Genomic DNA, 26,523 nt, shown 5'->3' on the forward strand with positions numbered 1-26,523 from the left:
CCCCCCCGCGCGGGCCCCCCCCCCCCCCCCCCCCCCCCGGGGGGGGGGGGGGGGGCGGGCCCCCCCCCCCCCACGACCGCCGCGTTGTCGTCGACGATTTCCCAGTCGGCCGGCACGCGTCCGCCTTCGTCGAGCACCGCGCGGCTGACGACGACGCGATCCTCGTCGGTCGCGAGCTTCATCCGGCGCAGCGGTTCGGCGGCGGCGCCGTCGACGATCGCCGCGAGCCGGCCGCCCGGCGCGAAGCGCAGCGGCCGCACTTCGCCGGCCGCGAGCGTCTCGCCCGCGCGCCAGAAATCGACGACCCACAGCAGCTCGCCGTGCGTGCGCTGCAGCTGCGCGACGCCCGCGCACACGCCGTGAAAGCCGCTGCGCGGCGCGCGATTCGCGTCGCGCACGAGCGGCGGATCATCGGTGTCCGGATCGGCGCCGGTGCGCACGATCTCGGGATCGACCAGCAGCACCAGCGCGATCCGGTGCGTGCGGCACCAGTCGGCGAGCGCGTGCGCTTCTTCCGCGAGCGCCGTCGGATCGTCCCAGCTGAACCAGCGTTGCGCGCCTTCGATGAAATACAGCGAGCGCGCGCGAAAGCCGTAGCGCTTCATCGCGCGCAAGCCGCCCGTGAGCCGCGCGAACGGACCGGGCGCGGCACGGCGCGGCGCACCGGGCTCGCGCGCGGCATCGCCGTCGGCCGCCGCGGGCGCGGGCGGCATCGCCAGCACGTTGAGGTTGCGCGGCCAGCCGGCCGGCTGCGCGCCGCCCGAGAAACCGCGCGCCTGCAGCTGCGCGGCAACGTGCGCCGCGGCGCGCGACAGCACGACCGTCACGTCGCGCGTGCGCGACTGCCGCGCGCTTTCCCACACCAGCGCATCGCACGCCGGCGTGCCGGCGGCGGCATAGATCGCGTACAGGCCGCCCGCTTCCAGCTGCGTCCACGTGTCGGGCAGCCCGTCGATCGCGAGCCGGCTCAGCGGGCCGGCGCGGCCGCCGGCCGGCCCGGTGCGCAGCAGCGCGCGCAGGCGGCCCAGCAGGCCGGCGGCGCCGAGCGCGGGACGGGTTGCATCGAGTTCCGTATTCACGCGTTCCCCTAGTAATCCGAATAAAGCCGCACCGGCGTCGGCGTGACGAGCCAGCTGCGCGCCGCGCGTGCGTCGAACGCATAGCGCAGGTACACGAGCGCCGAACTCGGCGCGTAGTCGTGCGACCGGTCGACGTGCAGTTGCGCGCCGACGCTCAGGTGCGGATTCACGCGATACTCGACGATGCCGTTCACGCCGTACGAGAACGACACGCCGCGCGTCGAACTGCCCGCGTAGACGAGCCCCGCCGCCTCCTGCGCGGCGCGCTGGTCCGCGAAGGTCGGGTAGAACAGCGAGTCCTTCTCGTAGCTGTTCGAGATCCCGCCCGTGACGGTCAAGTCCCACGACAGCGCGTCGCGCCGCCCCGCCCACTCGAGCGGCACGCCGAGCGACAGGTAGCGCTGCGGGCTGTAGTAGCCGCCCTGCCCGTACGTGTAGTAACGCAGGTTCTGCGCGTAGTGCCACGCATTGCCGACGAGCCCCGTGCTCACCTTCATCGTCGCGCGTTCGTACACGGGCACCGTGAAGCCCGAGCGCAGCGTGACTTCCGCGTTGCGCTCGACGTTGCGGCCGGACAGCACGCCCGCGCCGAGTTCCGCGAACAGGTTCACGCGGCCGACGTCGAGCGCCGCGCGCAGGTTCACGCCGTCGCGGCGCACGCCGCCCCACACCGCGCCCGTCCACGGATCGCGCATCCCCGCATACGACAGCACGCTGCTCGTTTCCGGCCGGCGCGACGCGTTCACGGTGAAGCTCGCCGGGCCCGCGTCGAAGCGGTAGCGCACGCCGCCGACCAGGTAATGCACCGGGAAGCCGAGCGGCGACGTGCCGAGATCGACGCGCCACGCATCCGTGCGATAGCCGGCGCCGAGCGCGACGCCCGTCATCGGCTGGTGCAGGTCGCCCTGCGGATGCGCGATCAACGCGGCGGCCTGCTGGTTCAACGGCGCCAGCGACGAGCCGGCCAGCGCGTTGAGCGCGCCGTAGGTGCCGAAAGTCTTCAGCGAATACGCATTCGGGTCGCTCGTATCGAGCGTGCCGGCGTCCAGATGCACGGTGTCGAGCTGCAGGAACGCGTGCCCGTCGTAGCGCACCGGCATCTGCGCGTAGATCGGCACTTGCTGCGCGCGGTACGCGGAAATCCCTTCGTCGCCCGACTTGTACGCGGGCAGCCACCCGGTCTCGATCTCCGGATCGCGCCGCTGCTCGAGATCCGCGAACGCGGCCTGCGCGGGCGTGCGGCCGTCGCGGCCCGGGCTCACGCCGCTCGTGCGTTCCTGCGACAGCGACAGCCGGTACAGCGACGCGGCATCGTCGTAGCGGCCCTGCGCCTCGGCCACGCGCCCGGCGGCAACCGTCACGTCGGCGCGCGCCGGATACGCGGCCTGCAGCGGGTCGATCACCTGCGCGGCTTCGTCCGGGCGGCGCAGCGCGTTCAGCCGGCGCACGACCGACAGCCGCGTATCGACGTCGTCGTCCGGCGTGCGCGCCAGCACGGCCTGCACGCGCGCGAGCGCAGCCGCGCGCTGGCCGCTGTCCTCGTCGATGCGCGCGAGCGCGAGCTGCGTGTCGGCATCGTCCGGCGTGCGCGCGATAACGGGCGCGAGCGCGTCGCGTGCCGCGTCGTAGTGACCTTGCGCGCGTTCGAGATCGGCCAGCTCGAGTGCATAGCGCTTGTCCGCGCGGCCGGCCGGGCTCGCGCAATCGAGCAGCGTGCGCGCGCGCGCATAGTCCTGCTGCGCGATCGCGTCGTCCGTCCGGCGCAGCACGAGCCGCAGCGACTGATCCTCGATGCGCGCAGTCTGTGCCGGCGTCAGCGCCGATTCGCGGCGCAGCGTGTCGAGCCACGCGGCGAGCGCGTCGTCGCGCCCCGCGCTGCCGAGCAGGTCGCCGTAGCGCAGCCGCACGTCGGGATCGGCCTCGCGCGGATGCGCGGCGATCCAGTCGCGCAACGGCGCGAGGCCGCGCTCGGGCTCGCCCGCGTCGATCCACTGCGCGCCGATCGCGGCCAGCATGTCGGGATCGTCCGGGGCGCTCGCCTGCGCATGCGCGAGCGACGCGGCGAACGCCGCGCGATCGCCGCGGCCGAGCGCGCCGCGCGCGTCGGCCAGCGCGCTTTGTGCGTCGAGCTTGCGGGCGAGCGCACGCATGCCGTCCGAGCGCTGCGCATCGTCGACACCCGCGAGCGCGGCCTGCGCGCCGGCGACATCGTCGAGCGAGTTGCGATACAGCGCGGTCGCATAGCGCATCTCGGGCGTATCGCTTTGCGCAAGCCCATCATCCATCACCGTGCGGCCGAGCTGCGGCAGCCCCATGTCGCGATACAGCCGCGCGAGCGCGAAACGCGTCCACGGTGCGTCGGGCGCCGCGCGCACGGCCGCCTCGTAGCGTTGCACGGCCGGCCCGCGTTCGCCCTTGTCCGCGAGCGCGCGCGCCTGGCTCGCGAGCAGGTCGGCGCGCAGCCCGTCGAGCGCGCGGCGATCGTCGCTGCCCGTCACGCGGCCTTGCAGCGCGTCGAGCAGCGGGCCGACGCGGTCCGCGCGGCCGGTGCTCTCGTACAGCATCGCCGTGCCGCGCACCGCCGACACGTTCGGCGAACGTGCGGCCAGCAGTTCGCGCAGCAACGGCTCCGCGCGCGCCCAGTCGCGCTGCGCGAGCAGCGCGTCGGCGAGCTGCAGCTTCGCGTCCGGGCTGTCGGGCTGCATCGCGAGGGCGGCGCGCGCCGCGCGCTCGGCATCCTGCGGCCGCCCGGCCGACGCCGCCGCGCGGCCTTGCGCGAGCAGCCCCCAGAACTGCGCGGTACGCGCGAGGCTCTGCCACTTGCCGCGCTGGTCGGTCGACAACGCCGCGGCGCGCGTGAACAGCGCACGCGCTTCGTCGTGCCGGCCTTCGCGCAGGCGCAGCAGGCCGAGCCCGCCGAGCGCATCGGCGTCGCCGGCGCGCGCCTGCGCGGCGCGCGCGAGCAGCGGATCGGCACCGGCCAGGTTGCCGCGCGCGAGCGCCTGCAAGCCGCGCTGCTGCGCGATGTAGTCGGGGTCGCGTTCGAGCCGGCGCTGCGCGTCGCGCTGCCGGTCGAGTTCGGCGCTGCGATCGCGGAATTCCGTGTCGTCCGGCACCAGCGCGAGATATGCATGCAGCGCATCGAGATACGCGGGATCGCTGCCGGCGGACTGCAGCACGCGCCGCCACACGGCCATCGCTTCCGTGTGATCGGCGTCGGCGCGCTTCGCGAGCGACCACGCGATGCGGTTCGCTTCCGCGCGCGTGTCGGCGCGCTGGTTCAGCAGCCGCGCGAGCGCGAGCGCCGCGCTCGCGTCCTGCGGGTCGGCCGCGACCGCGCGGCGCAGCGCGGCGAGCGCCGATTCGCGGCCACCCGGCGCATTCGCGACGATCTGGTAGTACTCGGCGCCGAGCGCGCCGGACGGCGCGCCGTTCGGGAACAGCGCGACGATCCGCCGGGCCGCTTCGTCGGCGCGACCGCTGCGCGCGAGCAGCCGGATCTGCGCCATCTCGCCGCGCCCGCTCGTCGCGACGCGGTATTCGTCGGCCGCGCGCCGCGTGCCGGGCGCCGCGGGCGCGCGGGCCTGCAGGCGTGCCAGCGCGGCCTGCGCGCCTTGCGCGTCGCCGAGCCGCAGCAGCACCCGCATCTGTTCCGCGAGCAGTTCGGGATCGTCCGGCGCGATCAGGAGCCCCTTGCGCAGCGCGTCGCGCGCGAGGTCGTCGCGATGCTTCGCGCCCCACATGCGGGCGGTCGCGAGCTGACGCTGCGCATCGGGCAGCTCGGTCGTGGCCGGCGCCGGCGCCGAGATGGCCTTCGGCGCGACGGTTTTCGGCAACGCGGGCGCGGGTGTGGCGACGGCGGCCGGCGCCGCCGCCGTGACCGACGACGCGAGCCACGCGAACCCCGCGACGCGCGGTGCGGTGCGCTTCATCGGGCCGCGCATGAACGGTCCTCCCAGCGCGCAGCGAGCGACCCGTCCGCGCCGAACCGGTAGCGGCCGTCGCGCCAGCCCAGGCCGAACAGCGTCAGCACGCTCGTGTAGTAGCCGGGCGCCGCCTGGCGCGCGAGCGCATCGACACGGGCCGCCTGAGCATCGGCGAGCGCATGCTGGCCGCGCGCGTCGAGGAACGGCACGGCCGCCGCGGAGAAGCCGCCATTGCCGTCGTTCGGCCCCGCGACGCCGGTCGTCGTGTCGACCTTCTCCGGCGGCGCGCCATGCGCGGCGATATGGTCGGCGAACGGCGCGAAGCGCGCGAGCAGCGGCGCGGCGAGCGGATCGCCGCGATCGAGCATGCCGGCCCACAGGTACACGCGGATCGCGTTGTACGCGCTTTCCGCATGGGTCTGGGGATCGGGGCCGAAGCCCGCGCCCGCGCGATACAACGCCCAGTCCGGCGAGAAGCCCTTCGGCGCGGTGTCGAGCAGCACGCGGCCGGTACTGGCCGCGAGCGCGGCCCAGCGGCGCTCGTCGGGCAGGCGCGCGGCGAGCCCGCGGATCACCTGCGGCGGCGAATAGCTCGGGTTCACGCGCCATTGGCCATCGGCCAGCTTGAACCCGGTCGGCCCGGGCAGCAACGTGAGGCCGAGGCCCGGCACGCTGGCCGTCTCGTCGTCGAGCACGCGCTTCGCGAGCAGCGCGCCGCGCGCGGTGTAGCTGCGCTCGTGCCACATCCGCCCGGCTTCGACGAGCGTGTAGGCGATCCAGAGATCGGCATCCGACGCCGCGTTCGCATCGAGCACGCGCCACGTGCCGTCCGGCGCGCGGCCCCACAGCCACGCCGGCAGCCGGGCGCTCAGGTCGCCCTGTGCGAGATTGTTCTCGGTCCATGCGAGGATCGTGTCGAACGTGCGTCGGTCGTTCGCGACGAGCGCGAAGAACAGTCCATACGCCTGCCCCTCCGATACCGTGCGCGAATCGGCCGAGCCGACGTCGATCACGCGGCCGTCGGCCGACACGAAATCGCGCTTGAACGCGTCCCAGCGCGGCCACGCCGCGCCGCACCGCACGTCGGCCGCACCGCCTTGCGCCGCCTGCGCGCGCCCGGCCGTCCCGGCTACCCCGGCCGCTGCGCACGCCGCCGCGACGGCCAGCACGAGCGTCGTGCCGCCCCGCCGCGCCGGCCGCGCTGCCCGTCGCCTTGCGAATGCCCAAGCCATCATCCGTTACATCCCCCGGCGGCGCGCGGCGATTTTCTGCAGCACGCTGAACACGCCGAGCGCGAGCAACAGCCCCGCGACGACGCCGACCACGCCGAGCGCCACCGGGTACCGCGCCGCCTGCGTCCAGACGCGCGCATACCAGGGCACGAAACCGACCACGTACGGATCGCCGACGCGCAGGCTGTCGACCTGTCCCGGCCGCACCAGCGCGAGGTCGCCCTGCAGTTGCGACACGAGGCCCGGCTTCTCGAAGACGTCCAGCAGGTCGGCCAGGCGCGTCTGGTCGGTCGCGGTCAGCGCGACGACGCTGCGGCCGTGGCTGCCCGGCAGTTCGAACCCGGCGAGCGCGGCGAGCGCGCCCGTCTGTTCGATATGCGCGCCACCGTCGGCCATGCCGACGCCGTTGCGCCAGCGCTCCTTCACCGAGAACGCGACACGCGTCGCGCCCGTGCCGGCCTGCTGGTCGATCGCCAGCGGCAGCGCCGCGCGCCAGTGCGACAGCAGCGGCGACGCGGGCGAGCCGTCGATCACGAGCAGGTCCTTGCGGCCCGCCAGCGCGGCGACGTCGGCGGGCCGCGCGACCTGCACGCGCAGCGCCGGGAAGCCGGTCCACTGCCCCATGTGGCCGAGCATCGTCAGGTAGGCTTCCAGCTCCTGCGGCGACGGCCGGTCCGGGATCACGACCGCCGTCTGCGACAGGTCGGCGAAGCGCGTGAACGGGAAGCCGCTGTTCGCGAAGAATGCGAGGTTCGGCAACTGCGCGTAGTGGACGAAGTGCGAGAAGTCGATCGTCGAATCGGGATCGATCGCCGCGCGCTGCGGCTCGGTCGCGGTGCTCGAGCAGAGCCCCGTCTTCTGCGAATCGAGCGTGAAGCGGAACTGCAACTGGTTGCCGCTGCCGACGCGGAACGCCGGGATGTCGACATCGCTCGTCACGCGCCCTTCCGGCACCGCCAGCAGCGGCAGCTGCATGCGCCCGCGCGCGTCTTCGGCATGGGCCGGCCCGAGGCGGTACGACTTCACGAGCTGTTCGTTGATCTCGACGGCGAGCGTCGAGTTGTCCTGCACGGTCGGCGCCGTGTAGCGGTAGCGCAGCGTGATCGGCACGCCCGAGCCGTTCCACGAATGCAGGTCGGCCGGCACCCGCAGGTTCAGCCGGATCGCGTCCGGCGACGTGCCGCGCACTTCGAGTTCGCGCGGATCCGACACCAGTTCGCGGAAAGCGATCGGCCGGTTCACCGGCAGCCAGCGCGGGGCGTCGTACGGCTTGCGCGGCGCGCCGAGATCGACGTGCGCGACCGTCGCCGCCGGGCCCGACAGCGCCGCGCGGCCGAGCACGAGCGCCGCGACCGCATCGTCGACCTCGGCTGCCGTGCGGCCCGTCACGACCAGCAGCTTGCGGCCCGGCGCGGCCGGGTTGTCGGCGACGGCGAGCAGCGGGCCGTTGACCGACGGCAGCGCGAGGCCGGCCGGCAAGGTCGCGGCCGTGCCGACCACCACCGCCTGGTCGTCGGCCGGCAGCGTCGCCGCGACCGGGAAGCGCGCCTGCCGGTAGTCGGCCTGCGCGCCGAACCACGACGCGAGCACGCCGGCACTGCGCAGCGTCGCCGAGTCGGGCGACGCCGGCAGCACGAACGGCAGCCGCAAGCGCCCGTTGTCGCGCCGGTCGAAGAACGGCGCGGGCAGCAGCGCGAGATCGTTCGGCAGGCGCACCGGCGACTCGTCGAGGATCAGCTCGCTCGTCGGGCTCACGTCGGCCCACAGCGCCGAGCTCGACGGGTCCTCGCAGTGATCGAGCGAGTAGTGCGCGATCAGGCGCAGGCCGATCTGGTTGAAATCGGAGAAGTAGCGCGGATCGATCGGGATGTCCTGCGTGACCGTGCGGCCCGCGCGCGTCGCGTCGAACGGGACGGTCGCGACCACCTCGTCGTTCACCGAGACCTTCAGGTGCGACATCGGGAACACGAGCGACGGCGAATACGCATAGGTCAGGCGCAGCCGCGCGCCGGTGACCACGCGGTCGAGCCGCACGCCCGCATGGATCGTGCGCGCATCGTCGGCGCCGCGCAGGTGCACCGGATCGAACGCGCCGAGCGACGCGAACGGCAGGTGCACGGTCGTCGCCGGCAGGCCGGCGGGCGTCGCGCCGGCGGCGCTCGATGCGGCCGATGCGCTCGATGCGGGCGCGCCGTCGGCAAGCGCAGGCGTGGCCGGGCTGCCGGCGGCCGCCGAAACGGATGCCGACGCGGCCGGCATCGGCGCGGCCGACAGCGCGGCCGCATGAAACGCGCCGAACGTGGCGAGCGACAGGACGAACAGCGACACGGCCGGCTTCATGCGCGGCTCCGCATCGTCGTGGTCGTCCGGTGATCAAGCGCGCCGCTGTCGACGCGCCCAAAGCAGCTATGCCCGTGAGTGCACATCCCCACTGCTTCCCCTCAAAGTCTGGCCTGAATGCATGTATCGAAACGACGCGGCGCATTCTTCCGCTGCCGGTCCATCGGACGGTGCGCGCCTGGCACCGGCGCTCGCACATTCGTCACACTATCTCAAAATCAGGACAAAACTCACCCTGATTCGCGCTGACGAAGCGAAAAACAACTCAATACGGTCGGAAATGCTGCGTGCGGCGACTGAATGGCAAGAATTACGCCGTTGCTGCCGGCCGGACCGACCGGCATACTGCCGACGCTGCCGGATCGGCGAACCGTCGCGCCGGCGAACCGTCCGGATACCGGATGCCGGATGCCGGATGCGACCCCTTGCGGGCCGCCCGGAACGCGCTGCCGCGTGGGCGGCGCGTATGCTACCGCAAGCCGGCGCCGCGTGCCGGGCTTTCTTCATGGAAAACTGACTTGGATCAAATCGTCGACACCGCCACCCCGTCCCCCGACACGCTGCTGCGCATCATCGCCACGCAGACCGAGATCGCGAAACTCGGCCTCGACCTCGGCAGCGTGATGGCTTATGTGACCGAGCAGGTGCCGCAACTCACGGGCGCGAGCGGCGCGGCGGTCGAATTCGCCGAAGGCGACGACATGGTGTACCGCGCCGCGTCGGGTTCCGCCGCCGGGATGCTCGGGCTGCGGTTGCGCCGCTCGGGCAGCCTGTCGGGCCTGTGCGTGACGCGCGGGGAATTGCTGCGCTGCACGGATTCGGAAACCGACCCGCGCGTCGATCGCGATGCCTGCCGCCGCGTCGGGCTGCGCTCGATGCTGGTGATGCCGCTCACCCATGCGGACACGACGGTCGGCGTGCTGAAGGTGATGTCGCCGGAGGTCGACGGCTTCTCGGCCGCCGACGCCGGCACGCTGCGGCTCACGGCCGACCTGATCGCCGCGGCGATGTTCCACGCGGCGCGCAACGAGGCGAACGAGCTGTACCTGCGCGCGACGCACGACGCGCTCACCGGCCTGCCGAACCGCGCGCTGTTCTACGACCGCCTGCGCCAGTCGATGCACACGGCGCTGCGCGCGAACGGCCGGCTCGGCATCCTCAACATCGACATGGACGGGCTCAAGCCGATCAACGACGGCTACGGCCACCGCGCGGGCGACGCCGCGCTGCGCGAGGCCGCCACGCGGATGCTGGGCGCCGTGCGGCGCTCGGATACGGTCGCGCGGGTGGGCGGCGACGAGTTCGCGGTGATCCTGCCGAACGTCGGCAGCCGCGACGACATCGACGCACAACGCGCACGGCTCGCCCGGCAGGTCGCCGAACCGTTCGAGTTCGAGGGGCAGCCGCTGCGGCTCGGCGTCAGTGTCGGCGTCGCGATGCTGCCCGAAGACGGCACCGACATGAACGCGCTGATCGAGCATGCGGACCAGGCGATGTACGAGGTGAAGCGCACGCGGACGCAGCGGGCATGCCACGCGTGACGTGGGACGCCCGGCCCATTCGGCCAGCCGGGCCGCTCGCGCACGGCTGACCGGACTGCGGCACCGCGATCGCCGCCCCGACCACGATCCACTGCACGATCGCGACCAGCACGCCGGCCCGGCACAACCCGAGCGCGCTCATGACGCGTCGACCCGCTGCGCGAGGCCGACCGTGAAGATGCCCAGCTCGTCGATCCGCTGGTCGAGCTTGCGTCAGCCCGCGCGCGCGACGAGTTCGTCCATCCCGGCCTGCGAGCGGCGGCGCATCACCCAGGTCGCCTCGCCGCGATGATTGTTCAGCGCGCTCGAGTTCAGCGCACGCGCGATGAATTCCAGCTGCGGATGCCACGGCTGTCCGGTGCAGACGAGATAGCCGCCGGGCGGCACCGCCTGTGCGAGCCCGCGCAGCTCGAACGCACGCAGCGGCGCGAGCGCCTGCGCGCGGTCACGCTCGCCGAGTCGACGAGGTGCGCGACGCGCGCCGAATGTTCGTGGCCTCGATGCAGCAGCACGATCGCGTCGCGGCAGCGCGGGCCCGTCGCGGGCCAGTGACGGTAGAACAGCGTGTCGCCGTCGTGCGTGACGAAGCCGGCCTCGCGGGCCGTGCGTGCGCTCATGCGATCTCTCTCGTTTCGTTATTCGAATCATGCGGCGCCGGTCCCGCTATGGCCGCCAGCCGCCGTCAGCCACCCGCTTCGGCGACGCCCGCCTGCACGCGCCGCACCGCCGTCACGATCGACAGCACGATCAGCACGCGCCACAGCCACGCGGCGACACCGCCGACCGGCAGGCCGAAGCCGATCCACAGCGCGAACGCCCCGAGCGCGAGCGCGCGGTCGCTCTTGCCGAACGGGCCGTCGTAGCGGCGCGTCGCACCGGCGAGCGGACCGATCAGCCCCGCGCATTCGACGATGATCGCCGTGAGCGCGAACAGCCAGACATCTGCCGGCGCGAACGCGGGAATCGCGAGGAACGGCAGCACGAGCGCGACATCGGACACGATGTCACCGAGCTCGTTCAGGTACGCGCCGAGCGTGCTCTTCTGCCCGTGCTCGCGGGCGAGCATGCCGTCGATCGCGTTGAGCGCCATCCGCACGAACAGCCAGATCGGAATCAGCAGGAACAGCACGCGGGCGAACACGCCGAGCCCCGCGAGCGCGCCGACGACGATCGAGCCGCCGGCCGCGAACAGCGTGACCTGGTTGGCCGTGACGCCGCGCTCGGCAAGCGAATCCGCGAACGGACGCAGACGGTTCTGGAATTTCGGTTTGAGTGCGTAAAGGCTCATCGTTTTATTGGTTCGGCACGTTCGGATACGTTCGTCGCCGCCATGCCCCGGGCGGCGCAACCGCCGGCGGCGGCTTTCGACAGGTGGCCGTAATCGTCGCCGAGCGGCCCCGACGCGTCAAGCCGCGCGCCGCGCCGGGCAATCTGGCGTTTTCGACGGAAACTCGCGATAATCCGCTGGCCCGTGAGCGCAGCAATTCACTCGAACTGTCGCCGGGCGCTCGTGCAACAGCCGATTATCACGCCGTCGAACGGCGCATTCGCCGCAACGCAACTCTGCCGGCGCATCGTCCGATGATCGCGGCCCTGCGACAGGCAGCCACGAATTTGAAAAAACTTGAACAATGGCCGTCCGGCGCGCATCCTGCCGCGCCGGCATTCCGGGATTCCGCCCGCCGCGCCCGCGCGGCCGCGCGGGCACGCACGCAGGAGGCGCGGCGCCGATGAACATCCTGAACATCTGGCAGCGCGATTTCCTGCTGTCGATCGTGCGGCTCGTCGCCGGCGCGTATCCGGTCTGGCATCAGGCGCCGCCTTCCCCGACGCAGAAGATCTACTTCTCGAATCACACGAGCCACATCGACACGCTCGCGATCCTCGCCGCGCTGCCGCGCGACGTGCGCGCGGTCGTGCGGCCCGTCGCCGCGCGCGATTACTGGGACAGCGGCGACCTGAAGCGCCACATCGCGCAGAAGCTGCTGAACGTCGTGCTGATCGACCGTCACCGCGAGAGCGGCGGCGACCCGTTGGACCCGGTGCGCGATGCGTTACGGCAAGGCCACTCGATCATCATCTTCCCGGAAGGCACGCGCGGCGCCGACGTGTTGCCGCAGCCGTTCAAGAGCGGCCTGTTCCATCTCGCGACCGAGTTTCCGAACGTCGCGCTCGCGCCGGTCTATCTCGAGAACCTGCAGCGCATCATGCCGAAGGGCGCGATCTGGCCCGTGCCGCTGATCTGCAAGGTGCACTTCGGCGCGAACGACGCGCTCGGCACCGGTGAGGACAAGCCGACCTTCCTCGCCCGCATGCGCGACGCGATCGTCGCGCTCGCGCCGCCGCAGCGGCCGGCCGGCTGAACGCGGCGCCCTCCTCTCCCTTTTCCGGGCCTCTTCATGCGAACTCTCTTCTGGGAACTGGTCGCGGGCGTCACCGGCGTGCTGGTGCTCGCGACCGTGATCGGCGCGATCCTCGGCGCGCGCAGCGGCGGCGCGAGCGCGACCATCGTCAACCTGAACCAGCGCATCCGCGCGTGGTGGGCGATGATCGCGATCATGGTCATCGCGATCAGCCTCGGCAACAACGTCACGTATCTGGTGTTCGCGCTGCTGTCGTACCTGACGCTGCGCGAGTTCATCACGCTCACGCCGACGACCGCGAGCGACCATACGACGCTCTTCATCGCGTTCTTCGTCGCGATTCCGGTGCAGTACCTGCTGCTCGGGATCAACTGGTACGGGATGTATTCGATCTTCGTTCCGGTACACCTGTTCTTCGCGATGTCGCTGGTGTCGGCGCTCACGCAGGACACGCGCGAATTCCTGAGCCGCAACGCGAAGATCAACTGGGCGCTGATGGTGTGCGTGTACGGGCTGAGCCACGCGCCGGCCGTGCTGATCCTCGACATTCCGCGCTACGCCGGGCAGAACGCGCTGCTGCTGTTCTTCTTCCTGTTCGTCGTGCAGATCAGCGACGTGCTGCAGTACGTGGTCGGCAAGCTGTGCGGGCGCCGCAAGATCGCGCCGCAGCTGTCGCCGTCGAAGACGGTCGAAGGCTTCGTCGGCGGCGGCCTGCTCGCGACGCTGTGCGGCGCATCGCTGTATCGCGTGACGCCGTTCAGCTTCGGCGCGGCGTTCGGGATCTCGCTCGCGATCGTGATTGCGGGCTTCGTCGGCGGCCTCGTGCTGTCGGCCGTGAAGCGCTCGCTCGGCACCAAGGACTGGGGGTCGATGATCGCGGGCCACGGCGGGATGCTCGATCGCGTCGACTCGGTCTGCTTCGCGGCGCCGGTGTTCTTCCACCTCGTGCGCTACCTGTACGTGTGATGCGCGGGCGGCGCGGCATCGCAAGCGCTAACGCGTCGGCGGGATGGGAAACCGGCGCGTTCGGCGCATACTGACGCTCATCCCCACCCTTGCGCCGCATCGCGCGACGAGCCACTGCCACCGAACCCGCCCATGAAACTGAAACTCGACATCGTGCAGCTGGCCGGCCGCGACGGCGACACACCGTACAACCTGCGGCGCACGCTCGACGCCATCGCGAGCTGCGCGCCCGGCACCGACATCGTGATGTTTCCGGAAGCGCAGCTCACCGGCTTTCTCGATCCGTCGAATCTCGCGCGCGTGGCCGAGCCGCTCGACGGTCCGAGCATCGGCGCGGTGATCGCGGCCGCACGGGCGCGCAACGTCGCGGTGGTGGCCGGGCTGATCGAGAACGACGGCGGGCGCTTCTACAACACGACCGTGTTCGTCACGCCGGACGGCATCGCGCTGCGCTATCGCAAGACACATCTGTGGCTGAGCGAGCGCGACGTCGTGCTGCCCGGCGACCGCTACGCGAGCGTCGAATGGCGCGGCGTGCGGATCGGCCTATTGATCTGCTACGACAGCGAATTTCCGGAAACCGGCCGCGCGCTTGCGGCGCTCGGCACGCAGCTGATCCTCGTGACCGACGGCAACATGGAGCCGTACCGTCAGGTGCATCGCATGTCGGTCTCGGCCCGCGCGATGGAAAACCAGGTGTTCGCGGTCGTCGCGAACCGCGTCGGCGCAGGTGCGCACGACGTCGTGTTCGCGGGCGGCAGCCTCGCGGCCGATCCGTTCGGCAACCTGATCTTCGAGGCCGGCAACGGCGAATCGCGCCACACGGTCGAACTCGATCTCGACCAGGTCGCCGCGTCGCGCGCGGTCTACGACTATCGTGCGGATCAGCGCCTGCACATCGCGGGCGAACGCATCGAGCACGCGGACGGGCGTCGCGAGTGGTTGATTCCGTGAGCATGAACCTGGCGGCGAACGCGGCCGATTGGCGATGCACGCCGCCACGTCGTCACTCAGGCTCCGGCACATCGATCGCCAGCAACACCGAGCTGACCGACTTGCCGTGCGCATCGAGCGCGAGCGAACGCGTGACGCCGCCGCCGAGCGCATCGCGCAGCACGAAGTTGAACGCGGCAAGCGCCGGCAGCTCGTAGCGCACGACGTCGCCGTGCACGATGCCCGCGAGCCATCCCTTCACCGCGGCCGCATCGAGATGCGCGCGCAGGTGTTCGTAGTGACGCGGATCGCGGCAGATGACCGATACGTTCAGCGTATTGCCCTTGTCGCCGGTGCGCGCATGCGCCAGTTCACGCAATTGCATCATGCCTCCACGAAAGAAAACGACGGCGTCACGGCCGTGCGCGGCAGCAGCACCGACTGCACGGCGATCACCTCGCGCGTCGACTTGAACGCACCGCCGCCGCCGGCCGGCCCGTTCGTATAGAGCGTCTCGACTTCGTTGCCGATCCGCGCGGCCTCGGCGGCACTCGCCGCACGGCCGGCCACCCGCACGCGGACTTCGGCCGGCTCGCCGCGCACGGCGGGCGTCGCGTCGCCGTACAGCGCATCCACGCCGATCAAATCGAAACGCAGTTCGGTCGCGGCCACGCCCGTCAGCGCGAGCCGCTCGCGGACGATGTCGAGCGCGAGCCGCGCGCGTTCCAGCGCGCCCGGCCCGCCGTACGAGATCTGCCCTTCGCCGATGTGGCCGTCGACATACGCGACCGACACCTTGAGCGTCCCGGTGCGTGCGCTGCCGCGCCCGCCCGTCACGCGCACGCGGTCCGGCGCCTCCTCCGCCACCGCCACGCGCGTGAAATCCGCGACGACGTCGGGCTGCAGGTAGCGCGCCGGATCGTGAATCTCGTACAGCAGCTGTTCCTTGCAGGTCGCCGCGCTCACGCGGCCGCCCGCGTGCGGCACCTTGGTGATCACGACTGAGCCGTCGGCCGCGACCTCGCCGATCGGGAAGCCGAGCCGCGCGAGGTTCGGCACATCCTTGTAGCCCGGGTCGGCGAAATACCCGCCCGTCACCTGCCCCGCGCATTCGAGCAGATGGCCGACGACCGTCGCGGCCCCGAGCGTGTCCCAGTCGTCCATCCGCCAGCCGAACGCGTGGATCAGCGGCGCGGCGAACAGCGACGGATCGGCGACGCGCCCGGTCAGCACGACGTCCGCGCCGGCCGCGAGCGCATCGACGATCGGCGCGGCGCCGAGATACGCGTTCGCGGACACGATGCGGTCGCGATACGCGGCGACTTCGTCGCCCGACTCCTCGAAGCGGAACGCGCCGCGCAGCACGACGTCGAGCACGTCGTCGCCTTCGACCGCCGCGACCTTCAGCCCCGCGAGGCCGAGCGACTGCGCGATCCGCGCGGTGCGCCGCGCGGCCGCGCGCGGGTTCGCCGCGCCCATGTTCGACACGATCCGCACGCGCTTGTCCGCCGCCACCGGGAGCACGGCATGCATGCGCGCGTCGAGCAGCGGATCGTAACCGAGCGCCGGATCCTTGCGCCGCGCCTGCTGCGCGAGCGCGATCGTGCGCTCGGCCAGGCACTCGAAGACGAGATAGTCGAGCTGCCCGTGTTCGGCCAGCTCGACCGCGGGCTCGATCCGGTCGCCCGAATAGCCGGCGCCCGCGCCGATGCGCACGCGCCGTTCGTGTGGTGGCTTTGCTGTCATGTCGGTACCGTGATCCGGCGCTCGCGCGCCGGGAAAAAAATCAAAAGACGCCCATCACGACGCACGCGATCGTCATCACGATCGAGGCACCGAACAGCAGCGGGAACGTGAACTTCTGGTGCTCGGCCAGCTCGATGCCGCACAGGCCGACGACGAGGAACGTCGCGGGCGTCAGGGGGCTGACCGGAAACCCGGTCGTCATCTGGCCGAGCAGCGCGGCCTGCCCCACGTGCACGGCCGGCACGCCGAGCTGGCCGGACACTTCGGCGATCACCGGCAGCACGCCGAAGTAGAACGAATCGGGATCGAACAGCATGCTGAGCGGCATCGACGCCAGGCCGAGCGCGACCGGAATGTGGCCGGCCATCGACGGCGGCACGAAGCCGACCGCCGCCTGCGCCATCGCCTTCAGCATCCCGCTGCCCTGCATGATCCCGGTGAACACGCCGGCCGCGAGCAGGATGCCGGCCATCATCAGCGCCGCGCGCGCATGCGCGTCGATGCGCTTCCTCTGCATGTCGACGTCCGGGTAGTTCACCATCAGCGCGATGCACAGCCCGACCATGAACATGATCGCCGGCGGGATCTTCTCGCCCATCACGACCATCGTGCCGAGCACGACGAGCGTCAGCAGCAGGTTGAACCAGAACAGGCGCGGCCGGCGCAGCGCCTGCTCGTCGGGCGTGAGCGCCCGGGTCGGCAGCGGAATCGACGCATCGTCGCGCGACAGTCCGAGCCGCTTCTCCTCGCGCCGCCCAAGCCAGTACGCGACGCCGAACACGAACACGAGCCCGATCGCCTGCACCGGAATCAGCGGATTGAACAGCGCCGACACCGGCAGGTGCAGCGAGGCCGACGCACGGATCATCGGCCCCGTCCATGGCAGGAAGTTGATCCCCGCGGCCATCGACACGGCCGCGGCCAGCACGCGCCGGTCCATCTTCAGGCGGTCGTAAAGCGGCAGCACCGCGGGAATCGTCACGAGAAAGCACACGGCGCCCGAGCCGTCGAGGTGGATCAGCAGCGCGAGCAGCGTCGTGCCCATCACGATCCGCGTGGGCCGCGTGCCGACCGCGCGCAGGATGCGGTCGATGATCGGGTCGAGCGTGCCGGCGTCGGTGATCGTCCCGAAATAGAGGATCGCGAACACGAACATCCCGACCACGGGCGCGAGGCCCTTCAGCCCGTCGATCACGAACTTGCTGGTATGCAGCCCGAAGCCGCCGATCAGCGACGCCGCGATCGGCACGATGATCAGCGCGACGAGCGGCGACATGCGCCTGGACAGAATTGCGGCCAGCAGCACGACGATCGTGCCCAGCCCGAGTAACGGCAGCATCGGTGTCTCCTACCTTGTCTTTTGTTGGAGACGAGCGTAAGGTCGGCGCAGCGATAGCACAATTGAAATGATTTGATCGCAGCAATCACGAATCGTTATGGATCTGAACCTTCGCGACATTCGCGCGTTCGTCACCGTCGCGCAGGCCGGCAACTTCACGCGCGCCGCCGCGCGGCTGCACCTGTCGCAGCCGGCGCTGACCGTGCAGATCCGCCGGCTCGAGGAGATCGTCGGCGCGCGGCTGTTCGACCGCAACAGCCGCAGCGTCGCGCTCACGCAGACCGGGCGCGAACTGCTGCCGCTGCTGCAGCGTTCGCTCGACGACATGGAGCGCGTGCTGCGCGACGCGCGGGCGCTCGGCGAAGGCGCGAGCGGCACGGTACGGCTCGCGTGCCTGCCGACGTTTGCATCCAGCCTGCTGCCGGAGCTGATCCAGTCGTTCCGGCGCGACGTGCCGCGCGCGGGCTTCGACATTCGCGACGGCGTCGCGAGTCTCGTCACCGCGCTGGTGCGCAACGAGGAAGCCGATCTCGGGCTGACCGGCGGCGACGCGTTCGACGCGTCGCTGGACGTGCTGTACGCGGGCGCCGACCGGCTCGTCGCCGTGTGCCCGAAGGATCATCCGCTCACGCGCAAGCGGCGCGTGCGCACCGCCGACGTCGCCGCCGTGCCGCTCGTGCTGACCGCACAGGGCACGAGCGTGCGCAGCGTCGTCGATGCCGCGCTGGAAGCGGCCGGCTGCACGCCCGACATCGCGTGCGAACCGACCTACATGATGACGGCCGTCGCGATGGTGCGCGGCGGCCTCGGCGTGACGATCCTGCCGGCCGCCGCGCGCGAGGTGCGCGCCGAGCCCGACCTCGTCGCGAAGCCGATCGACGACCCGGCGTTCGTGCGGCCGATCGCGCTCGTCGCGAAACGCGGGCGCACGCTGTCGCGCGTCGCGCAGGCGTTCGCCGACGTGATGCTGGCGGAATTGAACAAGCGCGCGTGAACCGCGCGCCCGAATCGCGAACGAAAGCCCGCTTTCTGCCTACTGCGCGTCCGGATCGACGTGCAGCGATTCGCCGATCGCATAGAAGTTGCCGCCCGCGATGTAGTGCAGGCTGCGCAGCGCCGGATCGGCCGATTCGAAATACCAGTGACCGTCGCGGAACACGCGCGTGTCGGACCATGCACCGACCACCTCGCCGATGAACAGGTCGTAGGCCTGCTGGTTGTGCGGCTCGGGTATCAGCTTGCACGCGAGCCAGCCCGAGCAGCCGGCGACGAACGGCAGGTCATGGCCGGCGACGTCGAACAGCGTGACGCCCGCCTCGCGCAGCTTGTCCGGCCGCTCGGCGAGACTGTGACTGCCGACCGCATGCGTGAGCTGGAGCTGCGCGGCCGTCGGCACCTGGATCACGAAGGTGCCGCTGCGCTCGACCAGCTCGCGCGTCTTCGCGGACTTGTCGAGCACGACCGTCAGCTTCGGCGGCAGGAAATCGAGTGCGCAGGCCCACGCGGCGGCCATCACGTTGTCGACGCCGTCGTGACGGGCCGACACGAGCACGGTCGGGCCGTGGTTGAGAAGACGGTAGGCTTTCTTCAGCTCCACCGGAGCGATGTGACTGTCCATGCGGGTTCCCTGGTGAGCGGCACGACGCGTGCCGGCCGAGGCCAGCATTCTCGCACTCCGTGCCGATCGCCGCTGACGGCGCGCGCGGGCGCGCTGCGTCACACCCAAATCGCTCGCGCGGTGCGCGCAATAACACACTCGGCCCGCATCACGCGATTCGATTCGTTAAATAATCAATTGATGAATCGACGACCAATGCATCGTCGTCGAAATTCGACTGGAAATCGTGCGGAATTATCACGATTCCGGCAATACGCCGGTCGCGCCATCTCGAAATTCAAATCGATTGATACACGATTCTCAATAATGTGAATCTCTCAATGGACCTTGCCGAAGCATGCATCTGTCGGCTTTATGTCACATCGGAGAATTTCGTTTTTGCCGTTCGTCTGCGGCTCGGTAGTCTCCTGCCATTCCGGTTCAAGAAAACAGGCCAATCGCAAGGAGATGAAATGAAACGCACGACCCTCTCGCTGATTTCGCTCGCGTCGTTCGCGGCGATGCCCGCGGCGCATGCGCAGTCGAGCGTCACGCTGTATGGCGTGATCGACACGTCGATCACGTACGTGAATCACGCGCAGGGCAAGGACAACGCGTGGATGCTCGGCAACAGCAGCGCTGGCAATCTCTCCGGCAGCCGCTGGGGCGTGAAAGGCAGCGAGGATCTCGGTGGCGGGCTGAAGGCGCTGTTCCAGCTCGAGAACGGCTTCGACCCGAGCAGCGGCCGGCAGGGCCAGGGCGGCCGCCTGTTCGGCCGGCAGGCGTTCGTCGGGCTGTCGAGCGACCGCTACGGCACGCTCACGTTCGGCCGCCAGTACGATCCGCTCATCGACCTCGTGCAGGGCATCACCGCCGACAACTATCTCGGCAGCGTGTTCGCGACGCCGGGCGACGTCGACAACTACGACAACAGCTTCCGCGTCGACAACGCGGTGAAGTACACGTCGGCCGTGTATTCGGGCCTGCAGTTCTCGGCGATGTACTCGTTCGGCGGCATCGCCGGCAGCACCGGCGCCGCGCAGTCGTATTCGGCCGCCGTGTCGTACAACAACGGGCCGTTCAGCGTCGCGGGCGGGTACTTCCACGCGACCAACAGCCCCGCGTCGAACGGGCTGCGCAACGGCTGGACCAGCTCGTCGGACGGCACCTTCGACGGCCCGATCAACACCGGCTACGCGAGCGCGCATTCGATCGGCATCGCCCGCATCGCGGGCCAGTATGTGGCCGGCCCGTTCACGTTCGGCCTCGGCTACAGCAATGCGCAATACCGCCGCGACGCGAGCTCGGTGTTCAACTCGAACGAGCACTACAACACGGGGCAAGGCTTCGTGAACTACCAGGCGACCAATGCGCTGCTCGTCGGGCTCGGCTACAGCTACACGCGCTCGGGCGGCGATACGTCGGCGACTTATCACCAGGTGTCGGCCGGCGCGGACTATACGCTGTCGAAGCGCACCGACGTGTACCTGACCGCCGCGTACCAGCACGCGAGCGGCCAGACCGGTGACGGCAACGGCGGGTCGATGGCCGCGCAGGCGTCGATCGGTTCGTACGGCTATGCGGGCACGAGCTCGCAGACGATGGTCAACCTCGGCCTGCGTCACCGCTTCTGAGCGACGACGGCCGGCTGCGTGCGGCATCGCGCGGCCGGCCGGTCGGAACCGGATTTCGGGAGCCGGGGATGCATCGACACGGCGGCTGCGGCCGCCGTCGCCGTTTCCACGCCCCGCGCACCGGTGGCCGCGCCTTTTATCGTCCGTTTCGCTGCACCATTCATTGCCGCATTCGCCGCGCAACTGACGCGCGGCGTCAGTCTTCCTATAGCGGCCGCACGCTGGCATGCGCACGATAATCGGCCCTTTTTACCGATTCCCTCCTGTCGCACGGAGATACCGGCGTCGGCGAAAATCCGCGACAAATCCGCCGGCAAATGCAAAGGAAAGTTTGACGCGAGCCATTTGGCTGCGCGCTATGGCACACTTCGCGTCTGCGTAATTTCCTTGCACCGGGCGGCCGGATTCCGCCCCATCCTGCCATGCCGCGTCAGACTGCCCGTTCGATCAGCCACGCCACGCCGAAGATCGCCGCGACGATCGTGTTGTCGTGCGCGCTGCACGGGTTCGCGCGGGCCGACTGCCTCGACGACGCGGCCACGTTCCAGAAAGTGAGCGTGAGCCTGTTGCGCGGCATCGCGCAGGTCGAATCGGGGATGAATCCGAACGCCGTCAACACCAACACGAACGGCACCGTCGACATCGGCCTGATGCAGATCAACAGCACCTGGCTGCCGACGCTCGCGCGCGAAGGCATCACGCGGGAAAGCCTGTTCGATGCGTGCACCAACGCGTACGTCGGCGCGTGGATCCTGTCGCAGAACATCCGCCAGCTCGGCGCCAACTGGAACGCGATCGGCGCGTACAACGCCGCGTCGCCCGACAAGCGCCTCGCGTATGCGCGCAAGGTCTATGATGCAATCCGGACCATGCCGGATTCGCCGGATACTCCCATGCCCATCCTTCCGCCCTCCTTCACGCCGCCGCAACAGGTGCAGGCGTACAACCCGTTCGCCAGCCTGAGCGTGTCGGCACCGCCGGTCGCACGGCCCCGCACGCTCGCGCCTGCCGCGCCGCCGCCGCAACCGCAAGGCGGGCCGGCCGGCCCGGCCGGCACGTACAACTTCGGCTGGACCGTCACGGGCGCCGACCAGGCCAAGCCGACCCAGGTGTTCGACGACGGCGCGCGGATCTACGTGCAGTTCAGCGACATGAAGCACGTGCCGGCGATCTTCACCGAGACGTCGTCGGGCCGCGTGCTGATGTCGTGGGAGCTGCAGTTCCCGTATGCCGTTCTGACGCGTCCCGCGCAAACGTTAATCTTCCAGCTCGGGCCGTTCGAGGCGCGCGCGCAGCGCGGCGCGACGGGGACGACCGCTCAGGCGGGCGCGGCACCCGCAGCGGGCACGCAGCGTTCGAGTGCGACGGCCGCCACGGCAGCGACGGCGACGGCAGCGCCCGCATCCAGACACACCGCCGATGCAGCGGCCAGGCGCACCGCATCGGCCGATGCGCTTTGGTATATCGACACGGCGTCCACGTCGGGTTCGGCAGCAACCTCGAGTCAGGCCAATACGTCGACGGCATCGACCGCGTCGAACACGCCTGCGACGTGGCCCACCGCAGTGACGTCGAACACGCCGCCGCCGGTTGCGACACCTCAGGCGCCCGCCGCGCCGAAGCCGGGCGCACGCGTCAGCACCGACGCGCTCTGGTACATCTCGAAGTAACGCTTGGGCCGGCCCGATCCCTCACCCGCGCCGCACCCAGATCACCTTGCCGTCGCGAATGCCGAGGTCGCGGCGCTCCTCGCGATAGTCCATCGTGCCCGGCAACGACCGGCCGTCGCGCTCGAGCACGCGCCACAGGCAGCCGTCGAGCAGCGCGGCCGCATCGGCCTCGGTCTTGCCGATCAGCGCGTCGTCCGGCGTGGCGTCCGCCTTGCACGCGTTCACGGCGCCCGACGGCGCGGGGTTCGTCACCGCGCCGCCGGCGGTGGCGTTGGGGTGCTTCGTGTTCATGTCCGCACATCCCGCAAAGGTTGCGCTCGCAACGAGTGCCGCGAGCATCGCGATCGTGTTCTTCATCGGTTTCTCCCTGTCGCGGCCCGGCGCGGCAGGTGCGGGATGCGCGCACGCACCGGGCGTTGGATCCATGATGGGTTCTGCGCGCCACCGGCCGGCAAGGCACCGTATTGCGCGATCCGTTCGAGTCGAATCGGCTCCGCGCAGTCGCCTCGACAGCCTGACGCCGAAGCCGAAGCCGAAGCCGAAGCCGAAGCCGAAGCCGCCTTCATGTTACCGCACCGATCCGCGGCGAAGTCGTGCTCCCCGGACGGGGCGCTGGCGAATCATGCCGTTCGCGTCAGAACTTGTACGTCACGCCGGCCATGCCGAAGTAGTTGCTGCGCGTCTGGACGATCGGGCTGTCGCCATAGCGTCCGAGCAGCCGCGTGAAGCCGCTGGTCGCATGCACCGACCAGTGCCGCGACACGCCCCAGTTCCATGCGAGCGACAGCGTTGCGCTGTCGACCCCGCCGCTCGTCGAATACGGCCTGAAGCCGCTCGCCGCCGACTGCGCGTCGGTCACGCCGTAGAACGTCTGCATGTAGCGCCCCGTGCCGGCATGCACGCTGCCGGTCACGACGACATCGTGGCGGCCGGCCTTGAATACCGGCACCGCGAGATCGACGTGGCCGGACAAGCCGCGCGACGTATGCGTGACCGGCGCATCGATGGCGACGCTCAGTTCGCCGCCATCGAGCAGCTGCACGCCCGCACGCATGCCGACGAGCACCGAACCGGGGATCCGGCCCATCCCCTTCAGGTGATCCGAACCCGCCAGGTCGAAACGGTTTTCGTCGGAACGGCCACCGGCATAGCCGAGCGCTGCCGACACGAACGCCCCGTGCGGCAGGTTCAAACGGTAGCCGGCGCCGGCTGCCGTGTCGATGAAGAACCCGTTGCCGAACATCGCGGAGAACGACGGCGCGACGACGGCGCGATACTGGTTGCTGCCCTGGTAGCGCGGCGCGAACCCGCCGCCGAGCGATATCGCGTACTGGTTTTCGGCGTGGGCGACGGCGGCGAGGGTCAGGCCGGCAAGCGGCATGCAATAGCGCAACGAGCGCAGCGAACGGAAGGATGGACTCACGATGTCGAGACAAGAGTGACGGAGCCCGAAGTCTAGGTACGACGGCGCGGCAGCACTGTCCTGAATCTGCGGAAAATGTGTGCTCAATTGTGATCGTTTGTTCCCGATTGTCGTATCGCGGCCCCGGCGGCCGCCACGCCGGATAGAATTCGCCGGCCGCGCATTCATCGGCATGGAGAGGCTGAACGCGCGCAACCGAGGAGACCATGAACGACAATCCGCTCAAATACCGTGTGCTGCTGATCGAGGACGACGACCGCCTCGCCCAGCTCGTGCGCGAATATCTCGACAACTATGAATTCGCGGTGACGGTCATACGGCGCGGCGATCTCGCGGTCGCCGCGGTGCGCGAGCATCAGCCCGCGCTCGTGATACTCGACCTGATGCTGCCGAACCTCGACGGGATGGAAGTCTGCCGGCGCATTCGCGCGTTCACCAACGTGCCCGTGCTGATCCTCACCGCGCGCGCCGACGTGTACGACCAGGTCGCGGGCCTCGAAACCGGTGCCGACGATTACGTGACCAAGCCGATCGAGCCGCGCGTGCTCGTCGCACGCGCCCGTGCGCTGCTGCGCCGCGCGCAGCCTGCCGCGTCCGAACCGGCGGCCCACACGCAGCCGCACGCCCTCGTGTTCGGCGAGCTGACGATCTCGCCGCCGAACCGCACGGTCACGTGGCGCGGGGAACTCGTCGACCTGAAGACCACCGAGTTCAACCTGTTGCTGATCCTCGCGCGAGCGGCAGGCACCGTGCTGAGCCGCGACGACATCCTGAAGCAGTTGCGCGGCATCGAATTCGACGGGCTCGACCGCTCGGTCGACTCGGGCATCTCGAAGCTGCGCCGGCGCTTCGAGGACGCTTCGTCGGAGCCGCAACGGATCAAGACGATCTGGGGCCGCGGCTACCTGTTCAGCCCTTCCGCGTGGGACGACTAAATGCTGCGCCCGTTGATCAAGCTGTACCTCATCGTGATCCTGTGCTGTGCCGCCTCGATCGTATTCATTCAATGGTCGTTCAACAGGATTTTCTACGAGCGCGTGGCGCAGGCGCAGCGCAACGCGCTGACCACTTACGCGTTCGTGCTGAACGATTACCTCGAACGCCATCCGGGCGGCAAGCGCAGCCTCGCGCTGCGTGAACTCGCGCAGCACGGCAACGAGCGATTCGGTTTCGTGACGATGGCCGACGCCCGTGCGCAACTGCGCGGCGGGCCGCTGCGCGATCTGGACGCCGGCCGGATCGCGATCAGTTACGACCGCAGGAACTACTACATGCCGCTCGCGGACGGCTCGGTCCTGCATGCCCGCCCGATCGCACCGGCCGACCTCGACATTCAGATCTACGCATACGGGATGACCGCACTCGCGGCCCTGTTCGCCGTCGCGCTGTGGACCTCGTATCACTGGCGCGACCTGCGCAAGCTGCAGGCCGCCGCGCACGCGTTCGGCGCGGGCAACCTGTCGACGCGCGTGAAGCTGTCCGGGCGCTCGAACATCTACGCGCTGTCGCAGCAGTTCAACGACATGGCCGAGCGGATCGAGGCGTCGATCAAGCAGCAGCGCGAGATGATGCACGGCATCTCGCACGAGCTGAAGACGCCGCTCGCGCGCCTCGAATTCGGGCTCGCGCTGCTCGCCGAATCCGACGAAAGCGGCCGCATGCGCGAGCGCCGCGACGAACTGCGGCGCGACGTGCGCGAACTCGACGAGCTGGTGACCGAGCTGCTGACGATCGGGCGGCTCGAACAAGGCGCAAGCGAACTCGCGCCGATGGACGTCGCCGTCGATGCGCTGATCGACAGCGTGGCCGGCAACGTCGCGAACGACGTCGCCGACCGCGGCCTCACGCTCGGCGTGTCGACGACCGGCGCGCCCGCCACCCACGTGTGCGATCCGAAACTCGTCGCACGGGCGCTGCTGAACCTGATCCGCAACGGCGCACGTTATGCGTCGCGCACCGTGCTGCTGTCCGCGACGCACGACGCGTCCGGCGCGCTGGTGCTGAGCGTGGACGACGACGGTCCCGGCATCCCGGTCGCCGAACGCGCGCGCGTGTTCGAACCGTTCCAGCGGCTCGACTCGAGCCGCGACCGGCAGACCGGCGGGTTCGGGCTCGGGCTCGCGATCGTGCGACGCGTCGCGCTCGTGCACGGCGGCGACGTGCGGCTCGAGGATTCGCCGCTCGGCGGCGCCCGCTTCGTGATTTCGTTGCCGCCGCGGGCATTGCCGGAATTCCTCGGCGACACGCCACCGCGCACGGAGCACTCTCGTATCTAAACACTCTCTCCTGGGGCCGGCCGCCGCGCCGCTCGATCGCTGCGTGCGCGGCAACCGTCGCCTTCACACCTGTCAGTGCTCCTGATCATGCCGCTCATGGTAGTGGCACGCCGCGCCCGGTCGCGCCCGCATGCCGTTCGATGAACGAGAACACTATGTTCTGTCCGCGCGCGCTACGCACCGCCGCGCGAATCGCATAAGCTGACGACACTCGCCGGCACCCGAATCCGGCGAATCGCCAGGCGCGCGCCGCGTCGAGGTCGCGCCTCACCGTCGCGCTTCGATCGTCGTGGCACCGCACCGCAGCAGAATCGCATCGCGTCCGCACGACGGGGCGGCGCGATCGTGATCCCCAGCCGCCCACCACCCTGATCTGGAGAGAACCATGGCAAGCGAACCGATTCGCGATCCCGCGAACGACCACCTGCTCACCCCGCAGAACGCGGCGTTCATCGTCA

The 26,523-nt window shown here is 70.3% G+C and carries 22 protein-coding genes and 2 pseudogenes; 11 read left to right on the plus strand and 13 right to left on the minus strand.

The window, feature by feature from the left end:
* From DID98_RS34275 to bcsB, 4 genes are all read right to left on the minus strand, one after another.
* Positions 1 to 1,079, minus strand: a 1,079-nt coding sequence (locus DID98_RS34275) for a cellulose biosynthesis protein BcsE (RefSeq protein ID WP_260428137.1), incomplete at its 3' end; no start/stop codon positions are given.
* Between the two features lie 8 nt (positions 1,080 to 1,087).
* Positions 1,088 to 5,023, minus strand: a complete 3,936-nt coding sequence (locus DID98_RS34280) for a cellulose synthase subunit BcsC-related outer membrane protein (protein WP_124572162.1) — start codon at positions 5,021 to 5,023, stop codon at positions 1,088 to 1,090.
* Complete coding sequence (bcsZ, locus tag DID98_RS34285; protein ID WP_124572166.1) at positions 5,008 to 6,237, minus strand: cellulose synthase complex periplasmic endoglucanase BcsZ; 1,230 nt, start codon at positions 6,235 to 6,237, stop codon at positions 5,008 to 5,010. Before bcsZ ends, DID98_RS34280 begins: the two co-directional genes overlap by 16 nt.
* A gap of 6 nt (positions 6,238 to 6,243) precedes the next feature.
* Positions 6,244 to 8,577: a cellulose biosynthesis cyclic di-GMP-binding regulatory protein BcsB gene (bcsB, locus tag DID98_RS34290; protein ID WP_124572163.1), complete on the minus strand. Its 2,334-nt coding sequence runs from the start codon at positions 8,575 to 8,577 to the stop codon at positions 6,244 to 6,246.
* Positions 8,578 to 9,095: 518 nt separating this feature from the next.
* Between bcsB and DID98_RS34295 the strand changes: the two genes are divergently transcribed.
* Positions 9,096 to 10,118 carry a sensor domain-containing diguanylate cyclase gene (locus tag DID98_RS34295; protein WP_044848432.1) on the plus strand — a complete coding sequence of 341 codons (1,023 nt, stop codon included), beginning with the start codon at positions 9,096 to 9,098 and terminating at the stop codon, positions 10,116 to 10,118.
* Positions 10,119 to 10,256: 138 nt separating this feature from the next.
* Here the strand turns inward: DID98_RS34295 and DID98_RS34300 are convergent.
* The 3 genes and pseudogenes from DID98_RS34300 to DID98_RS34305 form a co-directional block, all read right to left on the minus strand.
* A pseudogene (locus DID98_RS34300) lies at positions 10,257 to 10,526 on the minus strand (class I SAM-dependent methyltransferase family protein); the annotation flags it as partial.
* Entirely contained in the window at positions 10,430 to 10,735 is a 306-nt protein-coding gene (locus DID98_RS36015) for a hypothetical protein (protein WP_185640926.1), read from the minus strand. The gene DID98_RS36015 and the pseudogene DID98_RS34300, both read right to left, overlap by 97 nt.
* Positions 10,736 to 10,800: 65 nt before the next feature.
* Entirely contained in the window at positions 10,801 to 11,406 is a 606-nt protein-coding gene (locus tag DID98_RS34305; protein ID WP_124489496.1) for a CDP-alcohol phosphatidyltransferase family protein, read from the minus strand.
* Between DID98_RS34305 and DID98_RS34310 the strand changes: the two genes are divergently transcribed.
* The 4 genes from DID98_RS34310 (at position 11,391) to DID98_RS34325 (ending at position 14,401) form a co-directional block, all read left to right on the plus strand.
* The gene (locus tag DID98_RS34310) at positions 11,391 to 11,852 is read left to right on the plus strand and encodes a hypothetical protein (RefSeq protein ID WP_260428138.1); all 462 of its coding nucleotides are present in this window, start codon (positions 11,391 to 11,393) and stop codon (positions 11,850 to 11,852) included. The genes DID98_RS34305 and DID98_RS34310 overlap by 16 nt on opposite strands.
* On the plus strand, positions 11,849 to 12,481 hold the full coding sequence (locus tag DID98_RS34315; protein WP_124524302.1) for a lysophospholipid acyltransferase family protein: 633 nt from the start codon (positions 11,849 to 11,851) through the stop codon (positions 12,479 to 12,481). The genes DID98_RS34310 and DID98_RS34315 overlap by 4 nt, the downstream gene beginning before the upstream one ends.
* A 36-nt stretch (positions 12,482 to 12,517) precedes the next feature.
* Complete coding sequence (locus tag DID98_RS34320; RefSeq protein WP_044848429.1) at positions 12,518 to 13,447, plus strand: phosphatidate cytidylyltransferase; 930 nt, start codon at positions 12,518 to 12,520, stop codon at positions 13,445 to 13,447.
* A gap of 132 nt (positions 13,448 to 13,579) precedes the next feature.
* Positions 13,580 to 14,401 carry a carbon-nitrogen hydrolase family protein gene (locus DID98_RS34325; RefSeq protein ID WP_124572164.1) on the plus strand — a complete coding sequence of 274 codons (822 nt, stop codon included), beginning with the start codon at positions 13,580 to 13,582 and terminating at the stop codon, positions 14,399 to 14,401.
* Positions 14,402 to 14,453: 52 nt separating this feature from the next.
* Here the strand turns inward: DID98_RS34325 and DID98_RS34330 are convergent, their stop codons facing one another.
* Genes DID98_RS34330 through DID98_RS34340 form a run of 3 tightly spaced genes read right to left on the minus strand, consistent with a single transcriptional unit; the run spans position 14,454 to position 17,465 of the window.
* On the minus strand, positions 14,454 to 14,765 hold the full coding sequence (locus DID98_RS34330; RefSeq protein WP_124489499.1) for a hypothetical protein: 312 nt from the start codon (positions 14,763 to 14,765) through the stop codon (positions 14,454 to 14,456).
* Positions 14,765 to 16,126, minus strand: coding sequence for an acyclic terpene utilization AtuA family protein (locus tag DID98_RS34335; protein WP_124524305.1), 1,362 nt, complete (start codon positions 16,124 to 16,126; stop codon positions 14,765 to 14,767). Before DID98_RS34335 ends, DID98_RS34330 begins: the two co-directional genes overlap by 1 nt.
* Before the next feature lie 40 nt (positions 16,127 to 16,166).
* Positions 16,167 to 17,465 carry a CitMHS family transporter gene (locus DID98_RS34340; protein WP_124572165.1) on the minus strand — a complete coding sequence of 433 codons (1,299 nt, stop codon included), beginning with the start codon at positions 17,463 to 17,465 and terminating at the stop codon, positions 16,167 to 16,169.
* A 97-nt stretch (positions 17,466 to 17,562) separates the two neighbouring features.
* Here DID98_RS34340 and DID98_RS34345 point away from each other — a divergent pair, with 97 nt between their 5' ends.
* Complete coding sequence (locus DID98_RS34345; protein ID WP_124523911.1) at positions 17,563 to 18,459, plus strand: LysR family transcriptional regulator; 897 nt, start codon at positions 17,563 to 17,565, stop codon at positions 18,457 to 18,459.
* A gap of 39 nt (positions 18,460 to 18,498) precedes the next feature.
* Here DID98_RS34345 and DID98_RS34350 read toward each other — a convergent pair whose 3' ends face one another.
* On the minus strand, positions 18,499 to 19,083 hold the full coding sequence (locus DID98_RS34350) for a flavin reductase family protein (RefSeq protein WP_044848424.1): 585 nt from the start codon (positions 19,081 to 19,083) through the stop codon (positions 18,499 to 18,501).
* Between the two features lie 452 nt (positions 19,084 to 19,535).
* Here DID98_RS34350 and DID98_RS34355 point away from each other — a divergent pair, with 452 nt between their 5' ends.
* Together DID98_RS34355 and DID98_RS34360 are read left to right on the plus strand one after the other, a co-directional pair.
* Positions 19,536 to 20,696 carry a porin gene (locus DID98_RS34355; RefSeq protein WP_124489503.1) on the plus strand — a complete coding sequence of 387 codons (1,161 nt, stop codon included), beginning with the start codon at positions 19,536 to 19,538 and terminating at the stop codon, positions 20,694 to 20,696.
* Between the two features lie 422 nt (positions 20,697 to 21,118).
* On the plus strand, positions 21,119 to 22,366 hold the full coding sequence (locus DID98_RS34360; RefSeq protein ID WP_124489504.1) for a transglycosylase SLT domain-containing protein: 1,248 nt from the start codon (positions 21,119 to 21,121) through the stop codon (positions 22,364 to 22,366).
* A 21-nt stretch (positions 22,367 to 22,387) separates the two neighbouring features.
* Here DID98_RS34360 and DID98_RS34365 read toward each other — a convergent pair whose 3' ends face one another.
* Together DID98_RS34365 and DID98_RS34370 are read right to left on the minus strand one after the other, a co-directional pair.
* Positions 22,388 to 22,723 (minus strand): hypothetical protein, encoded by a 336-nt coding sequence (locus DID98_RS34365; RefSeq protein ID WP_124489505.1) that lies wholly within the window; start codon positions 22,721 to 22,723, stop codon positions 22,388 to 22,390.
* Between the two features lie 277 nt (positions 22,724 to 23,000).
* Complete coding sequence (locus DID98_RS34370) at positions 23,001 to 23,747, minus strand: MipA/OmpV family protein (RefSeq protein ID WP_124572167.1); 747 nt, start codon at positions 23,745 to 23,747, stop codon at positions 23,001 to 23,003.
* A 248-nt stretch (positions 23,748 to 23,995) separates the two neighbouring features.
* Between DID98_RS34370 and DID98_RS34375 the strand changes: the two genes are divergently transcribed.
* The 3 genes and pseudogenes from DID98_RS34375 to DID98_RS34385 all read left to right on the plus strand — a co-directional run.
* The gene (locus tag DID98_RS34375; RefSeq protein WP_044848420.1) at positions 23,996 to 24,724 is read left to right on the plus strand and encodes a response regulator; all 729 of its coding nucleotides are present in this window, start codon (positions 23,996 to 23,998) and stop codon (positions 24,722 to 24,724) included.
* Entirely contained in the window at positions 24,725 to 26,065 is a 1,341-nt protein-coding gene (locus tag DID98_RS34380) for an ATP-binding protein (RefSeq protein WP_124489506.1), read from the plus strand.
* Between the two features lie 385 nt (positions 26,066 to 26,450).
* Positions 26,451 to 26,523 (plus strand): annotated as a pseudogene (locus DID98_RS34385) (hydrolase); the annotation flags it as partial.

Source organism: Burkholderia sp. Bp8984 (genome assembly GCF_003853755.1).
Taxonomy (GTDB): Bacteria; Pseudomonadota; Gammaproteobacteria; order Burkholderiales; family Burkholderiaceae; genus Burkholderia.

What these genes read in the sequence shown, in the direction of transcription:
- DID98_RS34375 (WP_044848420.1), top strand. Translation starts at nt 23,996, where the DNA reads ATGAACGACAATCCGCTCAAATACCGTGTGCTGCTGATCGAGGACGAC.
- DID98_RS34355 (WP_124489503.1), top strand. Translation starts at nt 19,536, where the DNA reads ATGAAACGCACGACCCTCTCGCTGATTTCGCTCGCGTCGTTCGCGGCG.
- DID98_RS34315 (WP_124524302.1), top strand. Translation starts at nt 11,849, where the DNA reads ATGAACATCCTGAACATCTGGCAGCGCGATTTCCTGCTGTCGATCGTG.
- DID98_RS36015 (WP_185640926.1), bottom strand. Translation starts at nt 10,735, where the DNA reads ATGAGCGCACGCACGGCCCGCGAGGCCGGCTTCGTCACGCACGACGGC.
- DID98_RS34350 (WP_044848424.1), bottom strand. Translation starts at nt 19,083, where the DNA reads ATGGACAGTCACATCGCTCCGGTGGAGCTGAAGAAAGCCTACCGTCTT.
- bcsZ (WP_124572166.1), bottom strand. Translation starts at nt 6,237, where the DNA reads ATGGCTTGGGCATTCGCAAGGCGACGGGCAGCGCGGCCGGCGCGGCGG.
- DID98_RS34345 (WP_124523911.1), top strand. Translation starts at nt 17,563, where the DNA reads ATGGATCTGAACCTTCGCGACATTCGCGCGTTCGTCACCGTCGCGCAG.
- bcsB (WP_124572163.1), bottom strand. Translation starts at nt 8,577, where the DNA reads ATGAAGCCGGCCGTGTCGCTGTTCGTCCTGTCGCTCGCCACGTTCGGC.
- DID98_RS34305 (WP_124489496.1), bottom strand. Translation starts at nt 11,406, where the DNA reads ATGAGCCTTTACGCACTCAAACCGAAATTCCAGAACCGTCTGCGTCCG.
- DID98_RS34280 (WP_124572162.1), bottom strand. Translation starts at nt 5,023, where the DNA reads ATGCGCGGCCCGATGAAGCGCACCGCACCGCGCGTCGCGGGGTTCGCG.
- DID98_RS34365 (WP_124489505.1), bottom strand. Translation starts at nt 22,723, where the DNA reads ATGAAGAACACGATCGCGATGCTCGCGGCACTCGTTGCGAGCGCAACC.
- DID98_RS34370 (WP_124572167.1), bottom strand. Translation starts at nt 23,747, where the DNA reads ATGCCGCTTGCCGGCCTGACCCTCGCCGCCGTCGCCCACGCCGAAAAC.
- DID98_RS34360 (WP_124489504.1), top strand. Translation starts at nt 21,119, where the DNA reads ATGCCGCGTCAGACTGCCCGTTCGATCAGCCACGCCACGCCGAAGATC.
- DID98_RS34330 (WP_124489499.1), bottom strand. Translation starts at nt 14,765, where the DNA reads ATGCAATTGCGTGAACTGGCGCATGCGCGCACCGGCGACAAGGGCAAT.
- DID98_RS34340 (WP_124572165.1), bottom strand. Translation starts at nt 17,465, where the DNA reads ATGCTGCCGTTACTCGGGCTGGGCACGATCGTCGTGCTGCTGGCCGCA.
- DID98_RS34325 (WP_124572164.1), top strand. Translation starts at nt 13,580, where the DNA reads ATGAAACTGAAACTCGACATCGTGCAGCTGGCCGGCCGCGACGGCGAC.
- DID98_RS34320 (WP_044848429.1), top strand. Translation starts at nt 12,518, where the DNA reads ATGCGAACTCTCTTCTGGGAACTGGTCGCGGGCGTCACCGGCGTGCTG.
- DID98_RS34380 (WP_124489506.1), top strand. Translation starts at nt 24,725, where the DNA reads ATGCTGCGCCCGTTGATCAAGCTGTACCTCATCGTGATCCTGTGCTGT.
- DID98_RS34335 (WP_124524305.1), bottom strand. Translation starts at nt 16,126, where the DNA reads ATGACAGCAAAGCCACCACACGAACGGCGCGTGCGCATCGGCGCGGGC.